Origin of the sequence: Aeromonas sp. QDB14, assembly GCF_027707845.1 — a bacterium.
GTDB lineage: Bacteria > Pseudomonadota > Gammaproteobacteria > Enterobacterales > Aeromonadaceae > Aeromonas > Aeromonas caviae.
On sequence record NZ_JAPCJD010000002.1, the window covers coordinates 21,202 to 37,868 of the forward strand.

Annotated in this window: 19 protein-coding genes; 6 read left to right on the forward strand and 13 right to left on the reverse strand. The window is 61.1% G+C overall.

Annotation, left to right across the window (positions count from 1 at the left end):
• Positions 1-33 precede the first annotated feature (33 nt).
• Both PG887_RS00920 and rlmM read left to right on the forward strand, forming a co-directional pair.
• Positions 34-420, forward strand: coding sequence for a DUF423 domain-containing protein (locus PG887_RS00920; RefSeq protein WP_270821013.1), 387 nt, complete (start codon positions 34-36; stop codon positions 418-420).
• Positions 413-1,507: a 23S rRNA (cytidine(2498)-2'-O)-methyltransferase RlmM gene (gene rlmM / locus PG887_RS00925; RefSeq protein ID WP_042864272.1), complete on the forward strand. Its 1,095-nt coding sequence runs from the start codon at positions 413-415 to the stop codon at positions 1,505-1,507. Before PG887_RS00920 ends, rlmM begins: the two co-directional genes overlap by 8 nt.
• 66 nt (positions 1,508-1,573) lie before the next feature.
• Here the strand turns inward: rlmM and PG887_RS00930 are convergent, their stop codons facing one another.
• From PG887_RS00930 to queF, 7 genes are all read right to left on the reverse strand, one after another.
• Positions 1,574-2,017 carry a hypothetical protein gene (locus PG887_RS00930; RefSeq protein ID WP_010673379.1) on the reverse strand — a complete coding sequence of 148 codons (444 nt, stop codon included), beginning with the start codon at positions 2,015-2,017 and terminating at the stop codon, positions 1,574-1,576.
• A 120-nt stretch (positions 2,018-2,137) separates the two neighbouring features.
• A complete protein-coding gene (locus tag PG887_RS00935) occupies positions 2,138-3,145 on the reverse strand; it encodes an isocitrate dehydrogenase (RefSeq protein WP_049636264.1) in 1,008 nt (335 codons plus the stop codon).
• 142 nt (positions 3,146-3,287) lie between these two features.
• Positions 3,288-4,085, reverse strand: a complete 798-nt coding sequence (xni, locus tag PG887_RS00940; protein WP_042864270.1) for a flap endonuclease Xni — start codon at positions 4,083-4,085, stop codon at positions 3,288-3,290.
• Between the two features lie 121 nt (positions 4,086-4,206).
• Positions 4,207-5,562: a nucleotide 5'-monophosphate nucleosidase PpnN gene (ppnN, locus tag PG887_RS00945; RefSeq protein ID WP_010673382.1), complete on the reverse strand. Its 1,356-nt coding sequence runs from the start codon at positions 5,560-5,562 to the stop codon at positions 4,207-4,209.
• 158 nt (positions 5,563-5,720) lie between these two features.
• Positions 5,721-7,322: a GGDEF domain-containing protein gene (locus PG887_RS00950; RefSeq protein WP_048208181.1), complete on the reverse strand. Its 1,602-nt coding sequence runs from the start codon at positions 7,320-7,322 to the stop codon at positions 5,721-5,723.
• Positions 7,323-7,407: 85 nt separating this feature from the next.
• Positions 7,408-9,678 carry a hypothetical protein gene (locus PG887_RS00955; RefSeq protein WP_128273291.1) on the reverse strand — a complete coding sequence of 757 codons (2,271 nt, stop codon included), beginning with the start codon at positions 9,676-9,678 and terminating at the stop codon, positions 7,408-7,410.
• Between the two features lie 116 nt (positions 9,679-9,794).
• Positions 9,795-10,643: an NADPH-dependent 7-cyano-7-deazaguanine reductase QueF gene (gene queF / locus PG887_RS00960; protein ID WP_270821015.1), complete on the reverse strand. Its 849-nt coding sequence runs from the start codon at positions 10,641-10,643 to the stop codon at positions 9,795-9,797.
• Between the two features lie 105 nt (positions 10,644-10,748).
• Here queF and syd point away from each other — a divergent pair, with 105 nt between their 5' ends.
• On the forward strand, positions 10,749-11,297 hold the full coding sequence (syd, locus tag PG887_RS00965) for a SecY-interacting protein (RefSeq protein WP_270821016.1): 549 nt from the start codon (positions 10,749-10,751) through the stop codon (positions 11,295-11,297).
• Positions 11,298-11,370: 73 nt separating this feature from the next.
• Here the strand turns inward: syd and PG887_RS00970 are convergent, their stop codons facing one another.
• The 5 genes from PG887_RS00970 to PG887_RS00990 form a co-directional block, all read right to left on the reverse strand.
• Positions 11,371-12,156 carry a Zn-ribbon-containing protein gene (locus tag PG887_RS00970; protein WP_270821018.1) on the reverse strand — a complete coding sequence of 262 codons (786 nt, stop codon included), beginning with the start codon at positions 12,154-12,156 and terminating at the stop codon, positions 11,371-11,373.
• A 9-nt stretch (positions 12,157-12,165) separates the two neighbouring features.
• Entirely contained in the window at positions 12,166-12,471 is a 306-nt protein-coding gene (locus PG887_RS00975) for a hypothetical protein (RefSeq protein WP_270821019.1), read from the reverse strand.
• 158 nt (positions 12,472-12,629) lie between these two features.
• The gene (locus PG887_RS00980) at positions 12,630-12,866 is read right to left on the reverse strand and encodes a DUF2789 domain-containing protein (protein WP_039039420.1); all 237 of its coding nucleotides are present in this window, start codon (positions 12,864-12,866) and stop codon (positions 12,630-12,632) included.
• 59 nt (positions 12,867-12,925) lie between these two features.
• Positions 12,926-13,222 (reverse strand): DUF3301 domain-containing protein, encoded by a 297-nt coding sequence (locus PG887_RS00985; RefSeq protein ID WP_039039421.1) that lies wholly within the window; start codon positions 13,220-13,222, stop codon positions 12,926-12,928.
• A gap of 68 nt (positions 13,223-13,290) precedes the next feature.
• Entirely contained in the window at positions 13,291-14,319 is a 1,029-nt protein-coding gene (locus PG887_RS00990) for a DUF3549 family protein (RefSeq protein ID WP_270821020.1), read from the reverse strand.
• Between the two features lie 197 nt (positions 14,320-14,516).
• On the opposite strand from PG887_RS00990, the gene PG887_RS00995 reads away from it, so the two are divergent.
• From PG887_RS00995 to PG887_RS01005, 3 genes are all read left to right on the forward strand, one after another.
• On the forward strand, positions 14,517-14,852 hold the full coding sequence (locus tag PG887_RS00995; RefSeq protein WP_010673392.1) for a YqcC family protein: 336 nt from the start codon (positions 14,517-14,519) through the stop codon (positions 14,850-14,852).
• Positions 14,852-15,628, forward strand: a complete 777-nt coding sequence (truC, locus tag PG887_RS01000) for a tRNA pseudouridine(65) synthase TruC (RefSeq protein WP_324046314.1) — start codon at positions 14,852-14,854, stop codon at positions 15,626-15,628. Before PG887_RS00995 ends, truC begins: the two co-directional genes overlap by 1 nt.
• 184 nt (positions 15,629-15,812) lie before the next feature.
• Entirely contained in the window at positions 15,813-16,253 is a 441-nt protein-coding gene (locus tag PG887_RS01005; protein WP_103244425.1) for a flavodoxin, read from the forward strand.
• A gap of 71 nt (positions 16,254-16,324) precedes the next feature.
• On the opposite strand, the gene PG887_RS01010 is transcribed toward PG887_RS01005, so the two are convergent.
• Positions 16,325-16,465 carry a hypothetical protein gene (locus tag PG887_RS01010; protein ID WP_158654935.1) on the reverse strand — a complete coding sequence of 47 codons (141 nt, stop codon included), beginning with the start codon at positions 16,463-16,465 and terminating at the stop codon, positions 16,325-16,327.
• Between the last annotated feature and the right edge of the window lie 202 nt (positions 16,466-16,667).

The following is a 16,667-nucleotide window of genomic DNA, read 5'->3' on the forward strand; positions in this document are numbered from 1 at the left end:
CGGGTCGAGAGAAGAAGCGTGCAAGGAGAGAAGATGCAGATCCAACGACATTGGCTGGTGCTGGCAGGTTTCTTCGGCCTGACGGCCACCATGCTCGGGGCCTACGGCGCTCATGGGCTGGCGCCGACCGGCATCGCCCCTTCGTTGCTGGCGGCGTTCAACACCGCCGTGCAATACCAGTTTTTCCACGCCCTGGCCCTGCTGGTGCTGGGGTTGTGCGGCGTGCGCGGCAAGGTGATCACCTTCGCGGGCGCCGTCTTTGTGCTGGGGATCCTGGGATTCTCCGGCAGTATTTACGCCATGGTGCTGCTTGGCAGCAAGGGGCTGGGGCTCATCACCCCGGCCGGTGGCCTCTGTTTTATGTTGGGATGGGCGGCTCTGATGTGGGTCGGCTGTCGTCTTGGAGGAAAGAATGAATAATCTGCTGCTTTATTGCCGCCCGGGTTTTGAGAAAGAGGCGGCGGCAGAGATCACCGAGCGTGCCGGCAACATGCAGTGCTACGGCTTTGCCCGGGTCAAGGACGACAGCGGCTATGTGATCTTCGAGTTGTATGACGAGGAGCAGGCCGATCTGCTGGCGCGCAAGCTGCCGTTCCGCGAGCTCATCTTCATTCGCCAGATGCTGGTGGTGACCCACGAGCTGAAAGATCTGGAAATAAGCGATCGGGTCTCTCCCATCCTGGAGGCGGCGAGTGGCTACGCCATTTGCGGGGATCTGCGGGTGGAGACGGCCGACACCAACGAGGCGAAGGAGCTCTCCGCCTTCTGCCGCAAGTTCACCGTGCCGCTTCGCCAGGCGCTGCGCAGCAACGAGATCCTGACCAAGAAGGAGACCCCGAACCGTCCCGTGTTCCACGCCTTCTTCCTGGCCAACGACCACCTGATGCTGGGGTACTCCTACTCCTTCAACAACTCTGCCTTCCACATGGGGATCCCGCGCCTGCGATTCCCGGCCGATGCCCCGAGCCGCTCCAGCCTCAAGCTGGAAGAGGCGTTCTACGTCTTCGTGCCGAAGGAAGAGTGGGACTTGCGCCTGTGCTCCGGCCTGAAGGCCGTGGATCTTGGTGCCTGCCCGGGTGGCTGGACCTATCAGCTGGTGCGTCGCGGCATGATGGTGACGGCGGTGGACAACGGCATGATGGCCCAATCCCTGATGGACACAGGTCAGGTGAAGCACATCCGTGACGATGGTTTCGTGTGGCGGCCGAGCAAGAAGAATACCTACTGGCTGGTGTGCGACATGGTGGACAAACCGGCGCGAGTGACCCACATGGTGGCCGACTGGTTCAGGGAGAACGACTGTCAGGAAGCCATGTTCAACCTCAAGCTGCCGATGAAGAAGCGCTACGCCGAGGCGGTGCACAACATCGAGGTGTTGCGCGGACTGCTGGCCGAGATCGACAGCGGCTTCATCATTCAGGCCAAACAGCTCTATCACGATCGCGAAGAGATCACGGTGCACGTCTACAACAAGTTCTGGGTCTCCAAGTTGTCTCCCAAGTCCTGAAGCAGCATCGGGAACAGGGCATGAAAAAACCGGACGGTGACGTCCGGTTTTTTTGTGTCTGGGCCATCAGAAGCGGTAGTCCAGACGCATCATGGACTCGTCGTCGGTGATCTTCAGCTCAATTTGCAGGGGAATGGTCTTGTCACTGGGGTTGAACTGCATCTTGACGCCATCCCCGCGAAGCTTGACCGAGGTGTTGATGCCGCCAGCGTTGAACTTGATCCTGGGCTTTTGCTTTTCGAAGGAGAGGCTGACGCTCTTCTCTGCCGTGAGGTTCAGTTTCTGATAGGGGGTGATCTGCCGATTACCGTTGCTGTCGGTGGTGATATCCACCCCCAGGGAGAGCGGCTTGGGCTGTTTGAGCAGATCGTTGGTATCCAGGGTGGATTGCCAGGTCTGCTTGGCTGGCGCCTCGTGCTGGGGAGGCGGCGTCAACCAGGCATTGTCGACTGGCCTGTCTAATGCCGTGGCACTGCTGCTGACAATCAGCAAGATGAAAGTAGCACGCATGGTGGATCTCCTTATCCCTCATATCAACATAGTATTCATCTGGCGAGGGAGGTAGGGAGGCGTTGGCATAAAACAAAGGGAGCCGAAGCTCCCTTTTAAAATCATATGGTTGGATTCTATTTATAGACGGTCGATGATGGCCTGGGTGAATTCGCTGGTGGACGCTGTGCCCCCCAGGTCACGGGTCACCCGATCGCCGGACTCGATGGTCGTCCGCACGGCCTCGCGAATGCGCTCCGCCTTGTCCTGCATGCCGAGATACTCCAGCATCTGGATGGAGGCGAGGATCACCGAGGTGGGGTTGGCGATGTTCTTGCCGGCGATGTCCGGCGCAGAGCCGTGTACCGCTTCGAAGATGGCGGCCCCTTCACCGATGTTGGCGCCTGGCGCCATGCCCAGCCCCCCCACCAGACCGGCACAGAGATCCGAGAGAATGTCGCCGAACAGGTTGGTGGTGACCATCACATCGAAGCGCTCCGGGTACATCACCAGGTTCATGCAGGCGGCGTCGACGATCATCTCCTCGTTCTGGATGTCCGGGTAGCGGGCCGCGACCTGACGGGCCACTTCCAGGAACAGGCCGGAGGTGGACTTGAGGATGTTGGCCTTGTGGATGATGGTGACCTTCTTGCGTCCTTCCTGGCGCGCCAGCTCGAAGGCGAAGGTGACGATGCGCTCGGCCCCTTCCCGGGTGATGATGCTCATCGCCTCGGCGCTCTGGTTGTCATCGCTGCGCTTCTGGCCGGCACCGGAGTACATGCCTTCGGTGTTCTCGCGCACCGTGATGATGTCGATGTTGTCGTAACGGCTCTTGGTGCCCTTGAAGGAGAGGACGGGGCGCACGTTGGCGTAGAGATTGAACTTCTTGCGCAGGGAGACGTTGATGGAGGTGAAGCCACCGCCGACCGGAGTGGTGAGCGGGCCTTTCAGGCTGACCTTGTTCTTCTCGATCAGGTCGAGGGTGGCCTGGGGCAGCAGCTCGCCATGTTTTTCCAGGGCTACCAGACCGGCGTCTGCGTATTCGTAGTCGAAGTCACAACCCGCGTGGGTCAGGATCTGGATGGCGGATTCGATGATGCTGGGGCCGATGCCGTCGCCCGGGATGACGGTAATCTTTCTTTTTGACATGAGGCGTATCCACTTCTAGGGAACAGAGGGGGAGGATTCGTCGGCTTTATACCATTTTTGCACCACATCCTCCATGTTTCTTTACATTTTACCCATTTATGTCAACAGGTACGGCCTGTCTTGGGAAATGGTGTGCTGGGGATCACGCCCCGGCATCAGGGATGGGAGGGTAGCGGATCTCCCGCAGGTTGAACCCGAGCGGGATATCGTGCTGCAGCCGGACCAGGCGTTGGGCCAGCAGGGCCTCTTCCCGGTGCTGGCGCAGCTTGAGCAGGGGTCTGGTGGCCTCCTCCCGCTCACAGGCCTCCAGCATGGCAGCCAGGTCCCCGTATTGCTGCAGCAACTGGGTGGCGGTCTTGGGGCCAATGCCGGGCACCCCCTTGATGTTGGAGCCGCTGATACCGGTCAGGGCCCAGAAGTCCACAAGCTGGGTCGGTGTAACGCCGTACTGCTGCTGGACGAAGGCGGCATCCAGCCAGCGTTTGTTGAAGTAATCCCGCACCCGGATCTGCGGGCAGATGAGCTGGCAGAACCCCTTGTCGGTGGAGATGATGGTGGCGCTGGCGCCGTGCTGGGCAATGCCGCTTGCCAGGGTGGCGATGAGATCGTCCGCCTCGTCGGTCTGGGAGAGCAGGGCATCCACACCGCACTCCCAGAAGGCGTCCTGCAGGTCGGCAAGCCCTTCCCTCAGCTCATCCGGCATGGGGGTGCGGCCCTCCTTGTAGGGGGGATAGAGCGTCTTGCGCCAGCTGTGGACCTCACCGTCAAAGACCGCGATGGCGTGGGTCGGCTCGCTGGCTGCCAGGAGCTTCTTGCAGGTGTTGATGAGGTTGGCTCGGGTGGCGAGCAGGGCCTGGGCCGGGGTCAGTCCCTGCTGGCTCTGCACCGCGTGCAGTCGGCGGATGAGGTTGAGGGCATCGATGATGAGCAGGTGTGGCATGGGGCACTCCGGGCGTCGGGGAGTGCCATTGTAACAATGGTGGCGTCTCCTGCTAACCCCGTAGAAGACCATCAATGAAAGAGGGGCCCATGGGCCCCTCCGGTGCATTGTGATGTTCCGACTATTTGACTATCTCGTAGCAGGGAACGTACTGGCTGCCCGGCAGCTTCATGCGCTGCTGCTTGACGAAGCTCTCCAGCAACCTGTCCATCAGGTGCATCAGCTCCTTGTCGCCGTGCAGCTTGAAGGGACCCTTCTTCTCGATGGCCCTGATGCCCCCTTCCTTGACGTTGCCTGCGACGATGCCTGAGAAGGCGCGGCGCAGGTTGGCTGCCAGCAGCTGGGGCGGCTGGTTGCGATGCAGATCCAGGCTGGCCATGCTGGCGTGATCCGGCTCGAACGGCAGCTGGAACTCGGGCTCGATCCGCAGGGACCAGTTGAAGGAGTAGGCATCTCCCACCGACTTGCGGTATTCGCGGATCTTCGGCATCGCCTCCTTCATCACGCGTGCCACCTCGGGCGCATCGCCGATGATGATCCGGTAGAGACTGGTGGCGGCTTCCCCCAGGGTCGCCTTGACGAAGTCGTCGATGGCGCGGAAGTAGTCGGCGCTCTCTTTCGGGCCGGTCAGCACGATGGGGATGGGTTGGCGATCGTTGGCCGGGTGCATCATGATGCCGAGCAGGTAGAGCAGCTCCTCGGCAGTTCCGACCCCGCCCGGGAAGATGATGATGCCGTGACCCAGACGCACGAAGGCTTCCAGCCGCTTCTCGATGTCCGGCAGGATCACCAGCTCGTTGACGATGGGGTTCGGCGGTTCGGCGGCGATGATGGAAGGCTCGGTGAGACCGATGTAACGGCCGTTGCGCACCCGCTGCTTGGCGTGGCCGACGGCGGCCCCCTTCATGGGGCCCTCCATGGCGCCCGGACCGCAGCCGGTACAGATGTTGAGCTCGCGCAGACCCAGCTCGCTACCCACTGCCCGGGTGTACTGGTATTCCACCTCGTTGATGGAGTGGCCGCCCCAGCAGACCACCAGGTTGGGATCGGCGCCGGGCAGGATCGCCTTGGCGTTGCGCAGGATGGCGAACACCACGTTGGAGATATGGGTGGAGCTGGTCAGGTTGACCAGACGATTGGACTCGAGCTGGGTCGACACATAGAGAATGTCCCGCAGCACGGAGAACAGGTGCTCCTGGATGCCGCGGATGATCTCGCCGTCGACGAAGGCGTGCTCGGGGGCGTTGAACAGCTCGAGCTTGACCCCGCGCTCGCGCCGGATCACGTGAATATCGAAGGATTTGAAACGTTCCAGTATCTCTTTGGAACTGTCGGTATGGCTGCCGGAGTTGAGGACCGCCAGCGAGCAGTTGCGAAACAGTTGATAGATATCGCTGGAGGCCGTCTGCTTGAGGCGATCCACCTCGAGCTGGGACAGCAGGTCCATGCTGCCCACGGGATTGATGTGTGTAATCATAATTTCCCCTTTCACTCGCTTGTTATCGTTGTGCTTTCCCTGGGGAGAAAACGGGATGCTTTGGCATCCCTCGGGTTCGATAGTAGAGGCAAGGGGGTGGGCAGGGGAATAGGGGGACTGTGCGTTTGCCGCTTTTTTAGCCGCCCCTCAAAGCGGATTCAGGCGAGATTGACCTGATCCCGGCCGGAGTGCTTGGAACTGTAAAGCGCCTTGTCGGCGCGCTCGAACGCATCCGTGGTATGGTCGCCGGTCCGAAACAGGGTGGCACCGATGGAGATGGTGATCTCGACCCTGGCATCGCGAAAGCGGAACGGGATGCTCTTGATGGTCTGACGCAGGTTCTCCAGCGGCTTCTGGTACTTGTCCGGATTGATGTTCGGCAGCAGGACCACGAACTCCTCACCGCCAAAGCGGGCGATGAAGTCGGTGTCGCGCAAGGCGTTCTGCAGGGCCTTGGCAACCACCTTCAATGCCTTGTCGCCGGCCATGTGGCCGTAATTGTCATTGATGTGCTTGAAGTGGTCGATGTCGATGATGGCCAGGCACAGGGGGGTGCCATAGCGTAGCCAGCGTTTGTATTCGAGCTCGAGCCGCTCGTCCAGGGCCGCCCGGTTGTGTACCTGGGTCAGGCTGTCGAGGAAGAGCTTGTGTTTCTGGATGCTGAGCCGCTTCTTGTACTCGGCGGTCTCGTCCTTCATCAACCTGAGCTTGGCTTCCATGTTGGAGAGGTGGGTGAGCAGGTGGCGCTCGCGGTTGGCCATCTCCTCCCGCTCCTGCTGCAGCCGGCGGATGGTGTCCAGATGCCCAGAAATGGCGTCCCTGAGTATCTGTGGCGAGTCATGGGCTGCCATGGCGCGATCGATGGCGGCGAGTTCCCGCTCCAGCGCCTGTCCGCTGAGATGGGCGGCATTTTGCAGCGCCCGCCCTTCATCCAGGGATTCGGTAAAGCTGTAATGGACCGAGGAGAGACTCTCGTTCAGTGTGCTGAGAAACGCCTGGGAGGCTTTGCGCTCTTCCCGGGTACCCTCGATGATGAGTTCGATGATCTGCAGGCAGACTTCGGCCAGCAGGGCAGGGGTGATGCCCCCGAGCAACTGGCGGCGGATGTCTGCGAGGCTCTCGCCCACGGCGCCGGCAAAGTCGAGCTCGGTGATGAGACGCTGCAACTCGTCTGAAATCTGGGCATGTGCCTTGATGTCAAAGGAGTCGGTAGGGGCCGGGCTGGAGAGCTCGGTGGGGATCTCCGCCGAAGGGGGGATCAGCGGCTTGCGCGGCAGCAGCTGGATCTTGATCGCCTGCTGGTAGAACTCCAGCAGCCGGATCACCTTCTTCTGGTGATCGCCGATGCCGTAACTCTCCGGGCTGGCGAGAAACTCCTTGAGGGCGCGGCGGGTATCTTCCGGAAACCCCTTGATGGTTTTGAGCTGTTTGCTGCCGAGATCGATGGCTGCCCGGGTCAGGCTGATGGACTCTTCCATGGTGTGGCTGTGCTGCTGCAACAGCTTCTCGATGGCGATCAGATCGGCATCGATGGAGGTGAGCGGAGGGTTGCCTTCAAGTTTCTGCTTGAGCTTGGCGAGCCGGTTGTCGAGCTCGCGATCGTGGCCGCGACAGGCTTGCATCAACTTGCCGATGAACTGGATACTGCGGGTGCGTTCGGCATCGGAGAAGCTCGCCATGCCGTCAAGCTCCTGCTGTTTCTGCTGGAGGGATTCCCTGAGTCTTGCCAGTTGTCCTGTTACGGCAGCCATATCATTCATTCTTCAGGTCGCCCTGTTGTCATTATCGTTTTTGTTTCGTCCAGCAACAGAAAGCCAATCAAAGACCCCGTTGAGTACCTTTTTGTCAAGGATTGTCCGCAACCTTCATCCGTGAAAGCGCAAGCCAGTTAACCCATTGCTTTTCATGAGAAGAATTTACTTTTACCAGTCCCTTGTCAATTGCCATCAAGCAGCATTGCCACACATCTCCGTTAAAAAATGCGGCCTGCTGGCAATCGATGGCGGCCAGCTCAAGCCAGACGCTCTGCTGGTATTTTTCGCTGAGCTGAATGGCTCCCGAGAGGGCCAGGTAGCAGAGATCGAACAGGCCGTGGTGATCGAGGGCCATGGCCGCCTTGGGCAGGAAGGGATGACTGACGATGCCGAGGCTGATGCGCCTGTCCAGCGGGTGCTCGCAGGGGAAGGCTGCCAGGGTGTCGAGCAGGGTCTGGGCCAGCTGATGCAACTGGGCCACGTGGCGCTGGGGCACCACATAGAGCAGGTGACCTTCGCGCAGGTCGTAGATGCGGCCATCCTGCGGGGTCAGTTCGTTGACGTAACGGCCGAAGGCCTGCTCTATCTCGCGGCTGACCTGATAGCCGTGCTGCTCCAGGCTGTTGATCAGGAAGGGAACCCGGAACAGCAGGTAGTGCAGCTTGTCGTCAAATTCGCTGGTGGGGCGTTCGCTCAGGTACCAGCGCTCGGATTTTTGCTGGCGCTTTGCCATCTCCCGCGGCCAGCGGCTCATCAGTCGCTGCCAGTTGGCCAGGCCGCTGCGCGGCTCTACCAGCAGGGCCTCTCCCAGCTGTTTGGCATGAAGGCGCGCGACCCGCAGTTTCAGCCAGAGGGTGAAGAACAGATAGATGAAGAGTGCCAGCAGCAGCCCGGTGCTGACGCTGGTCCAGAGGTATCGCTCCTGCTGGTGCTGGCTGACGTCGAGTTGCTGTTCCAGCTCCTTGACCTGTTGCACCCGCTCCACCTGGGCGTAGTTGTCGCGCACCGCCTCCTGCTCCAGCGCCAGCTGTTGCTGGCGAACCAGTTCGCTGCGCTGGTGGTAATTCTTGTAGCTCTCCAGGGCCTGCTGGAGGTAACCCTTCTGCTCATAAGCGACGGAGAGCAGGCGGAAGATCTCGAACTGGCGCCGGATGTCCCCAATCCGGTTGGCCAGGGTGAGGGCGTTCTCCAACTGCAGGATGGCGATGCCCGCCTCCTGCTGCTTGAGGTGCAACTCTCCCAGCAACAGCAGGGTGTCGATGAGCGACTCCTTGTCATCCCCCAGCTCATGGGACTGGCGTGCGGCGTTCAGGTAGTTTCGCGCCAGGTTGAGGTTGCCGGTCTGCAGGTAGGTCTTGCCTATCTCGAACTTGAGATGGGCGATGCGGGTGCGGTTGCTGCTCTCGTCCAGCAGGTCGAGGGCATTGAAGAAATAGACCAGCGCCATGTTCATCTCGCCCTGATCCCGGTTGAGACGGGCGAGCACGATCAAAGCGTCGCTCAGCATGGAGGAATTGCCGAGGGCATGAAAATAGTTGGCCGCCTCACTGGCGTATTGCAGCGCTTTTTGTGGCTCCTGCTCTTCCTGATAGAGGCTGACCATCTGGTTCGAGAGCAGGCCGAGGAAGAGGGGATCCTGCAGGGGCTTGGCTTGCTGTTGTGCTTCGATGTACTCCCCCAGTGCAAGCTGGGGCTGACCCAGCGCCTGATAGAGATCCCCGCCCACGGCGCTGGTCCAGGCCCTGGCCAGAGGCTGTTTGGCGTGTTCCGCCCATTTGCGGGTTTCGGCCAGCTGCTGTTTGGCGAGATCGAATTGCCGCTCCTCTACGCTGGCGTTGACGCGTAGCAGACGGCTGTAGACCTGCAACTGGCTCTCCTTGAGGTCGGGATTGGCCAGCAGTTTGTCGAGTTTGTCGAGCAGGGGGGCCGCGGCGCCATGGGTATGCTGTTGCAGATTGCGGCTTCGAACCAGCAGATAGAGCCCATGGGCCTGCAGCTCGAACTGCTGCTCTTTCTCGGCCATGGCGATGCCCTGCTCAAAGGACTCCTGTGCCTGGGCGAACTGCCCTAGCTGCTGCAGACACTCCCCCTTGAGCAGATAGGCGCCCGTGGTCTGGGTGGCGGTACCGTAGTTCAGCATCGGCTCGCGATAGCCGTACTCCTGACGGTTGCTGATGATCTGCTTGGGATTGTTGGCCGTGCGTTCGAGGAAGGAGGTGGCAATCTGGGCACATCTGGCGGGATCGGTCAGTACCAGGGTTTGGGCCTGCTGCAGGTCGATGGACAACTGCTCCTTGGCCAGATCCAGATCAGGAGCCGACAGGGAGGACATCATCATTGCCAGAAAAAACAGTTGATTCATTGGATTAAGAACGGCACGGAGGTGCAGGCATGTTATCCAAGCCCACCCCCGCCCGTCCAGAGTTTACTGAGGTGATGCGCAGCCGGCCGCAGCCCGCAGGATGGCGGCGCCGGTGATTACTGGCGAATGAGGCGCAGGTTCGCCGGAACCGGCTCCCAGTCGCTGCGGAAAGGGTTGATGTCCAGGCCGCCGCGGCGGGTGTAACGGGCATGGACGGTCAGTTTTTCCGGGGCGCAGAAGTGCTTGAGATCGGTAAAGATGCGCTCGATGCACTGCTCGTGGAACTCGTTGTGCTGGCGGAACGAAATGAGGTAGCGCAACAGCTTCTCCCGGTCGAGACGCGGGCCGCGATAGTGGATCACCACGGATCCCCAGTCCGGCTGGCTGGTCACCAGGCAGTTGGACTTGAGCAGGTGGCTGTGCAGGGTCTCCTCCACGATCTCGTGACCGGCGGCCCCTTGCAGCAGGGTCTCGTCAAACTCGTAGCCGTCCACCTCGATATCCAGGCTGTCGATGCACTCACCGGGCAGCTGGGCTATCTGGTGGGGGGCCTGGTCGAGGGTGAAGAGGGTGACGCTCACCGGGGCACCAGCGCAGCCACTCAGGTCCTGAACCAGCAGCGCCTGCACCGCCTCCATGGAGTCGCAGCGGGTCTGGTTGAAGGAGTTCAGGTAAAGCTTGAACGACTTGGACTCGATGAGATTCGGGCTGGTAGCAGGCACAAAGACCTCCCCGATGGCAACCACGGGCTTGCCTTTGGCATTGAGCCAGGAGAGTTCATACAGGGTCCAGACGTCGCACCCCTGGAACGGCAGTTCACCTCTCAGGCCAAGATCGTCGCGGTTCAGGCTGCGTGGCACGGGCTGCAGCAGACTCGGGGTGTACTGGCTGATGTAGGCGGACTGCTGCCCCAGGCTCAGGCCTTGCAGCACACTGGCGCCGGCGTATCTCTCTTGTTTGCTCATGCTGGTTTGCTCACGCTTGTCTGATAAGGGGTTTGATGGTGCAATGGCCCGATTTTTCGATCAGGTACTTGCGGCCATCAGAGGCCGCTATTGTGGGGAATATCGATGTCGGATCAAGTCCTGTCTGCCCTGGAGCAGTTCTTTTTACGCTGGCAGCGCGATGGCGAAGGAAGGCGGGGGCTGCCCCTGTGTGACTGGGAGGCCGACTGGCGCTCTCCTTGCGAGCTGGATGAACCCAGGGAGGGGCGGGTCGCCTGGCGTCCGTTCCAGCGGGAGCAGGCAGCCGACTTCACGGCCATGGCGAACGCCCTGGAGCTGACCCTGCATCCCAGCGCCATCGCCCTGTTTGGCCACTGGTTCAGCCGCCCTCTGCCCTGCTCTTTCAAGGGGTTGCGCATCGAACTCATCCTGCCGTGGAACGATGCCGATCTGGATCTGCTCAAGGAGAACCTCATCGGCCACCTGCTGATGCTGCGCAAGTTGAAGCGATCCCCTTCACTCTTCATTGCCACGACCCGCAACGAGATGACGCTGGTCTCCCTCGATAACGAGAGCGGCCAGGTGTGGCTGGAGTGGCTGGACTCCGGGCGGCGCCTGACGCTGGCCTCCTCGTTGCCGGCCTTTCTGGCGCGACTGGAAACCTTGCCCCAGTGATGCCCCAAAAGAGAGGGCCTTGCCACCTGGCAAGGCCCTCTCTTTTTAATGCGCCATTGTGCGCGGTGGGCACCTACTCCTTGAAGTCCCAGGAGAGGTTGGAGACCAGCCTGCAAGGCTCGCACCTGAAGTCGAAGATCTCGTGCAGGGGGGCGGCCAGCGCCCATGGGCCACCACAGCCAGGGCAGGGACGAGCCCGCTCTTCGGTAGCGCTCAGGCCACCTACCCGGTAGAGATAGTAATAGGTGGGGATGCCGCTCAGGAGCTCCAGCCGTCTGGCGAGATCGCTGCCCCGGCGATGAAGGCGGCTGCCCACCTCGCCGATTTCGTGCAGGGCGGCGTGTTCGGCGATGGAGCCGTTCATCTGCAACTGATCGCAGGCTTCCCAATCTTCCTGCCACTTGATGATCTGCTTGTGGTCACCGTTGGCGACGGCGGGCAGCCGATAGAGCGGTATGGGAGCGAAGTGGTCGCCGCAGCGCAGGGGAGAGCAACTGTGCAGGAAGCTGGTGTAGAGCAGCATCCAGCTGGAACGCTCCCCCTGCTCTGCGCACGGGTCCGTGCTGTCCGAGAGCAGATCCGCCCCTTGCAGGTGGAGTTTGGGGGCGAGCAGGCCCGCCTGGTGCAGACCTTGCTCGGCAAGGGCGACCAGCTCGCTCTGGTTGTCAGGGTGCAGGCTGTCCTGCTCCGGGCAGACCACCCGGCTGACGAAATAGCCTTCGTGCATGCTGGTGGGAAACTCCCGCCCCAGGATCTGACCCTGATAGCGCAGCATGTCGAGGTAGTGGACGATGGCCCGTTCGGCCTCCCCGAGGGAGGTATCGCGGTAGTACTCAAAGGTGAGTTCGAGGATATACATGGCGATGGGTCAATCCGGCTTCTGGTTGAGCAGCAGATCGGTGAGGCGATCGACCTTCTGCTCCAGCCGGGCGAGCTGCTCGCTCAGCTGCTGAAGAGTGACGCTTTCCGTGGCCAGGGGGGACGCCTCGGGGGCACTGGCGGGGGCGGACGCTGTCGACGCGGGCTGGGGTTGCTGCTTCCACTGGCTCAACACCTTGAGCAGCTCGGCCATGGGCACGGGATGGCTGAGGCGGGCCTTGACCATGGCGGTAGAGGGGGTGATCCCCCTGGCACTGAGTTCGTTGGCTATCTGGATGATCTCTTGGGCTGACATCTTGGCTCCTGCACGGCCGTCTTGCTGCGGGTGGATAGTGGCACAGAGCTTAATCAAAGCCTGTCCATCAGGAAAGCGGAGCGAAGGGCGTGGGTAGCGAGAGGGAGGGGATTGGCGGCTCCGCGTCTACCCAACGCTGGCCGCCGGGAGTGCGGGGATCAGGTCCCCTGGCGCAGCATCACATCCAGCTGGTCGATGGCTTCCGCCCAGTCGGCGTCGTGGCTGAGGGCATCGCGCAGAAAGCCTGCCTGGGAAGGCGTCCAGAACGGCGCGTCGGGCAACTGGGTATGGCGATCGATGGGATGGTCGCGGATAAAACGCTGCTGGCTGATGTCGTCACTGGCCAGCCCCAGCTGGGCAAACAGGGCGGCCATGTCATGGGTGAGCAATTCCATGTCGGTACTCCTTGGAAGGGGGCTGTGGAAGAGTATAGCCAGCCCCCGTGCTCTCAAATCTAGGAGGGGAGACGATGGGGTGGCAGTTCGACACCGGCGACATGCAGCCCCTGCATGCAGAGCTGCCCCTGATAATGGCTCTCTCCGTCGCTGGAGAACTCGAACTGGTAGTAGGTGAGCAGGCGCAGGGGCTTGTGCCCCAGGGCACGGTGTGTCCGCGCCAGCGACAGCAGTTGCAGGTCGTGGTGCTGGCAGTAGCGGCGCATGTATTGCCAAGCCAACTCCGCCTGGCGGCGCTGTTGCCAGAAGGCCCAGCCAACGAGGCCGAGCAGCAAGATCCCAAGCATTTCTCCCATCAGCGGGTTCCTTCTGTGATGTGTGTGGGGCCCTGTTCACCTCAGGCAACAGGGCCGTTGTGTCGGGCCTAGGTGGAAGCGAACAGGCGACCGATGGCCAGACCCAGGGCCTCGCTGCGTTCGGGGTCACGCAGTTTTGCCAGCATATCATTGCGCAAGGCCTGTAGCGTGACGAGCTCGGCAAATACCTGGTTGAAGAACTGAGTGGGTTGCAGGGCGAGCTGCTCCAGAAACAGGCCGAGCAGTTCGGGGTGTTTCAGATCGGGCCAGAGGCGGCCAGCGATGGCGAGGAGCAGGGAGGGGCTTGGCCGGGTTTGCAGCAGGGTCAGCAGCTTGTTGGTGCGTAGTCCGTTGCCCGGGCAGGAGGCCAGTGCCCGGCACAGATAGGCCAGGGTTTCGGGGTCAGGCTCGGCGCACTCCTGCTCCTTGCCGATGCGCTCCAGCAATGCGCCTTGCAGGGCAGGAGGCAGGGGGGCGTTCTCCAGGCTCTGGCACAGGGCGTAGAGGGGGGCTTGCGGCAGCACGGGCAAGGCCTTGCAGACCAGTGCCAGGTTGCGTTCAACCTGCAGCCGCTCCGCGAGATCTGCAAACCCTTGCAGTCCCAGGGCCTGCCACCCCTCTTCCCCCGGCGCCGCCAGATAGTGGCAGAGGGCCTCGTAGTAAGGGGAAGGGGCTTGTTCCAGCTGGCGGGCCAGCTTGGCGTGCACACTGGCCATCTTGGCCTCGGCCGGACGGAAGGTATAGGGGTTGTCCGCCAGACGCTGGGCCTTCTCTTCGTCCAGTTCACCGGTGAGCTTGTAGCCCAGAGTCTCTACCACCTGATCCATGAAATGCTTGGGGCCGCTGGAAATGAGCAGGCCGCGTTCATCAAGGGCGAACTTGAGGAACCAGAGGTAGTGCCTGGATTCGGTCGGCTGGAAGAAGTGCACGCCGAGCCAGGCGTGTTGCTGCAACGGCCAGGGGTAGGGCTCCTGCTGCTGCTCGATGCGCACGAAGAGGTCGCTGGGGAGCGGGCGCACCTGGTGGCCCAGATCGAACAGCTGGAACTGGGTATCGGCCTGGGTCAGAAACTCGGTCAGGGTGTTGATGGAAGACATGAAGAGATCCCGCTTGAAGATAATGCGGGCGATTATAAGGGGGCTGCACCAGATAGCCAGAGGCGGTGATGCAGGGGATGAAGGTGACGGTAACATGGCAGCCATTGCGGGGTCGGTGTATAGTAGCGCCCCTTTTTGATGGCCGTATTGAGTGGGGCCCCGTCGCAGACCGGGCCCGCGATGAGGAAGTGAGCGAGATGAATCAATATCTGCTGGTTGCCGGTCTGCTGGGAGAGCTGACTGCCGAGTTGCAACGTCTGGAACGCTGGCAAGCCGACCATCCGGGGAGCGAGGCGCTGGCAAGCGAGCTGCCGTTTTGTGTCGATACCCTGAGTTTCGATCAATGGCTGCAGTTCGTGCTGATCCCGCGCATGGAGCAGCTGGTGCTGCTGCAGGCTCCGCTGCCGACCAGCGTCTCCCTCTATCCCATGGCGAGTGAGGTCTATAAAGAGGAGCTGGCGGAGGTCGAGGCCCTGCTTCGTCTGATCGCCCGTTTCGATCTGCTGCTCTCCGGCAAAGTGGTCGAACAATGATGGACGAGCAGACCCGGACAGCGGATGCCTTGCAGCCAACTCTGCTCTATCAGGATGACTGGCTGGTGGCGGTGAACAAACCGTCCGGTCTCCTGGTGCACCGCAGTTGGCTCGACAAGGCCGAAACCCGTTTCGCCATGCAGATGACCCGGGATCTGATCGGGGGTCGTCATGTCTACCCCGTGCACCGACTGGACAGGCCCACTTCGGGTGTGCTGCTGTTTGCTCTCGATCCTGCCGTGGCCCGTACCCTGACCGAGGCCTTTGCTGCCCGTCAGGTCCACAAGGAGTACCTGGCACTGGTGCGGGGATGGGCCCCCGAAGAGGGGCTCATCGACTATCCGCTCAAGGAGCAGCTGGACAAGATTGCCGATGCCTTCAGCGACCCGGATCGCCCCGCCCAGGAGGCGGTGACCGCGTTTCGTCGTCTGCATCAGGTCGAGCTGCCCTTCGCCGTCTCCAAGAAGCATCCCACCAGTCGCTACAGCCTGGTCCGCCTCTTTCCCAAGACGGGGCGCAAGCACCAGCTGCGCCGCCATCTGGATCACCTGTTCCACCCCATCGTCGGTGATACCACCCACGGGGATGGCCGACACAACCGCTTCTTTCGCGAGCACTACGGGTGCGACCGCCTGCTGCTGATCGCGCACCGTCTGAGCTTCGAGCATCCGGTGCTCAAGGTGCCGATGCGGATCCAGGCGCCCCTGGGCCCCGAGGTGCTGGGTCTGTTCGCCCGTCTGGGCTGGCCTGCCAGCGAGCAAGACTACGGCGCCTGAGCCTCTTTCCATCTGTTGCCTCTGACCGGGCTGTGGCATGCTGTAGCCTAGGTACGTCAGAGGAATGACTTATGGCTCAACGAGATATCGCCTGCGCAATCGCGTGCCCCCCGCCTGTACAGGGGGGCTCTTCCTACCCATCCCGGTCTTGCCGGGCCCAATGTTTGTCCCTGAGGAGTCGCTGATGGCCGAGATCGATATCCTGGTCGGCACCGTCTACGGCTCTGCCATGCTGGTGGCCGAGACCCTCTGTGACCACCTGCAAGCCAATGGCCATGTCTGCCAGATCTTCGATGACGCGGCGCTGACCGACATCGATGCCTCCCGCTTTCTGCTCATCGTGATCGCCACCACGGGGCAGGGGGATATACCGCCCAATTTGCAGCCCTTTGCCAGTGCCCTGGCCGATCGTGCTCCTTATATGAAGGGATGGCGCTATGCCCTCATCGCCATGGGAGACAGCAGCTATGAACACTTCTGCGGAGCGGGGCGAACGCTGGATGCCCTGTTGCAGGAGCTGGCTGCCGAGCCACTGGTTGTGCGCCTGGAAATCGATGCGACGGTAGAAGATGAGCCTGAAGTGGCAGCGCTGGCCTGGTTGAAAACCTGGGAAAGTAGACTGTAGCCAGACCCTTCTCCCCGAGAATAAATTCACCTCCGTGAGTGTGCTGACGGGGGTGTTTTATTTTTGGGGCGTCACGCCTCAGCCCCCAAATATATCCTCACTTTCGTCCGGTTATTTTTCTCGCCAATGATGATAACCGGTTGGCCATATTCATCATCACCCACGACAAATTGAAAAATTAAAAGTTCCGCATTGAAAGCGATTTCAGTCATGTTTTTGCTACTGCGACACGGATTTATCACTTAACTCTCGTTGCAAATTAATATTTGAAAGCGCTTTCTTTGGTTATTGTTTTTCTTTTTTGTGCTTATCTTGGGTGGTTGGTGCCAAAAAATGAAAATTCATTGACATTTTGTGGTTGTGGCTGTCGGTGGCGTGCGATTTGTCATCGTTTTGTGAATCAGCTCATGTTTG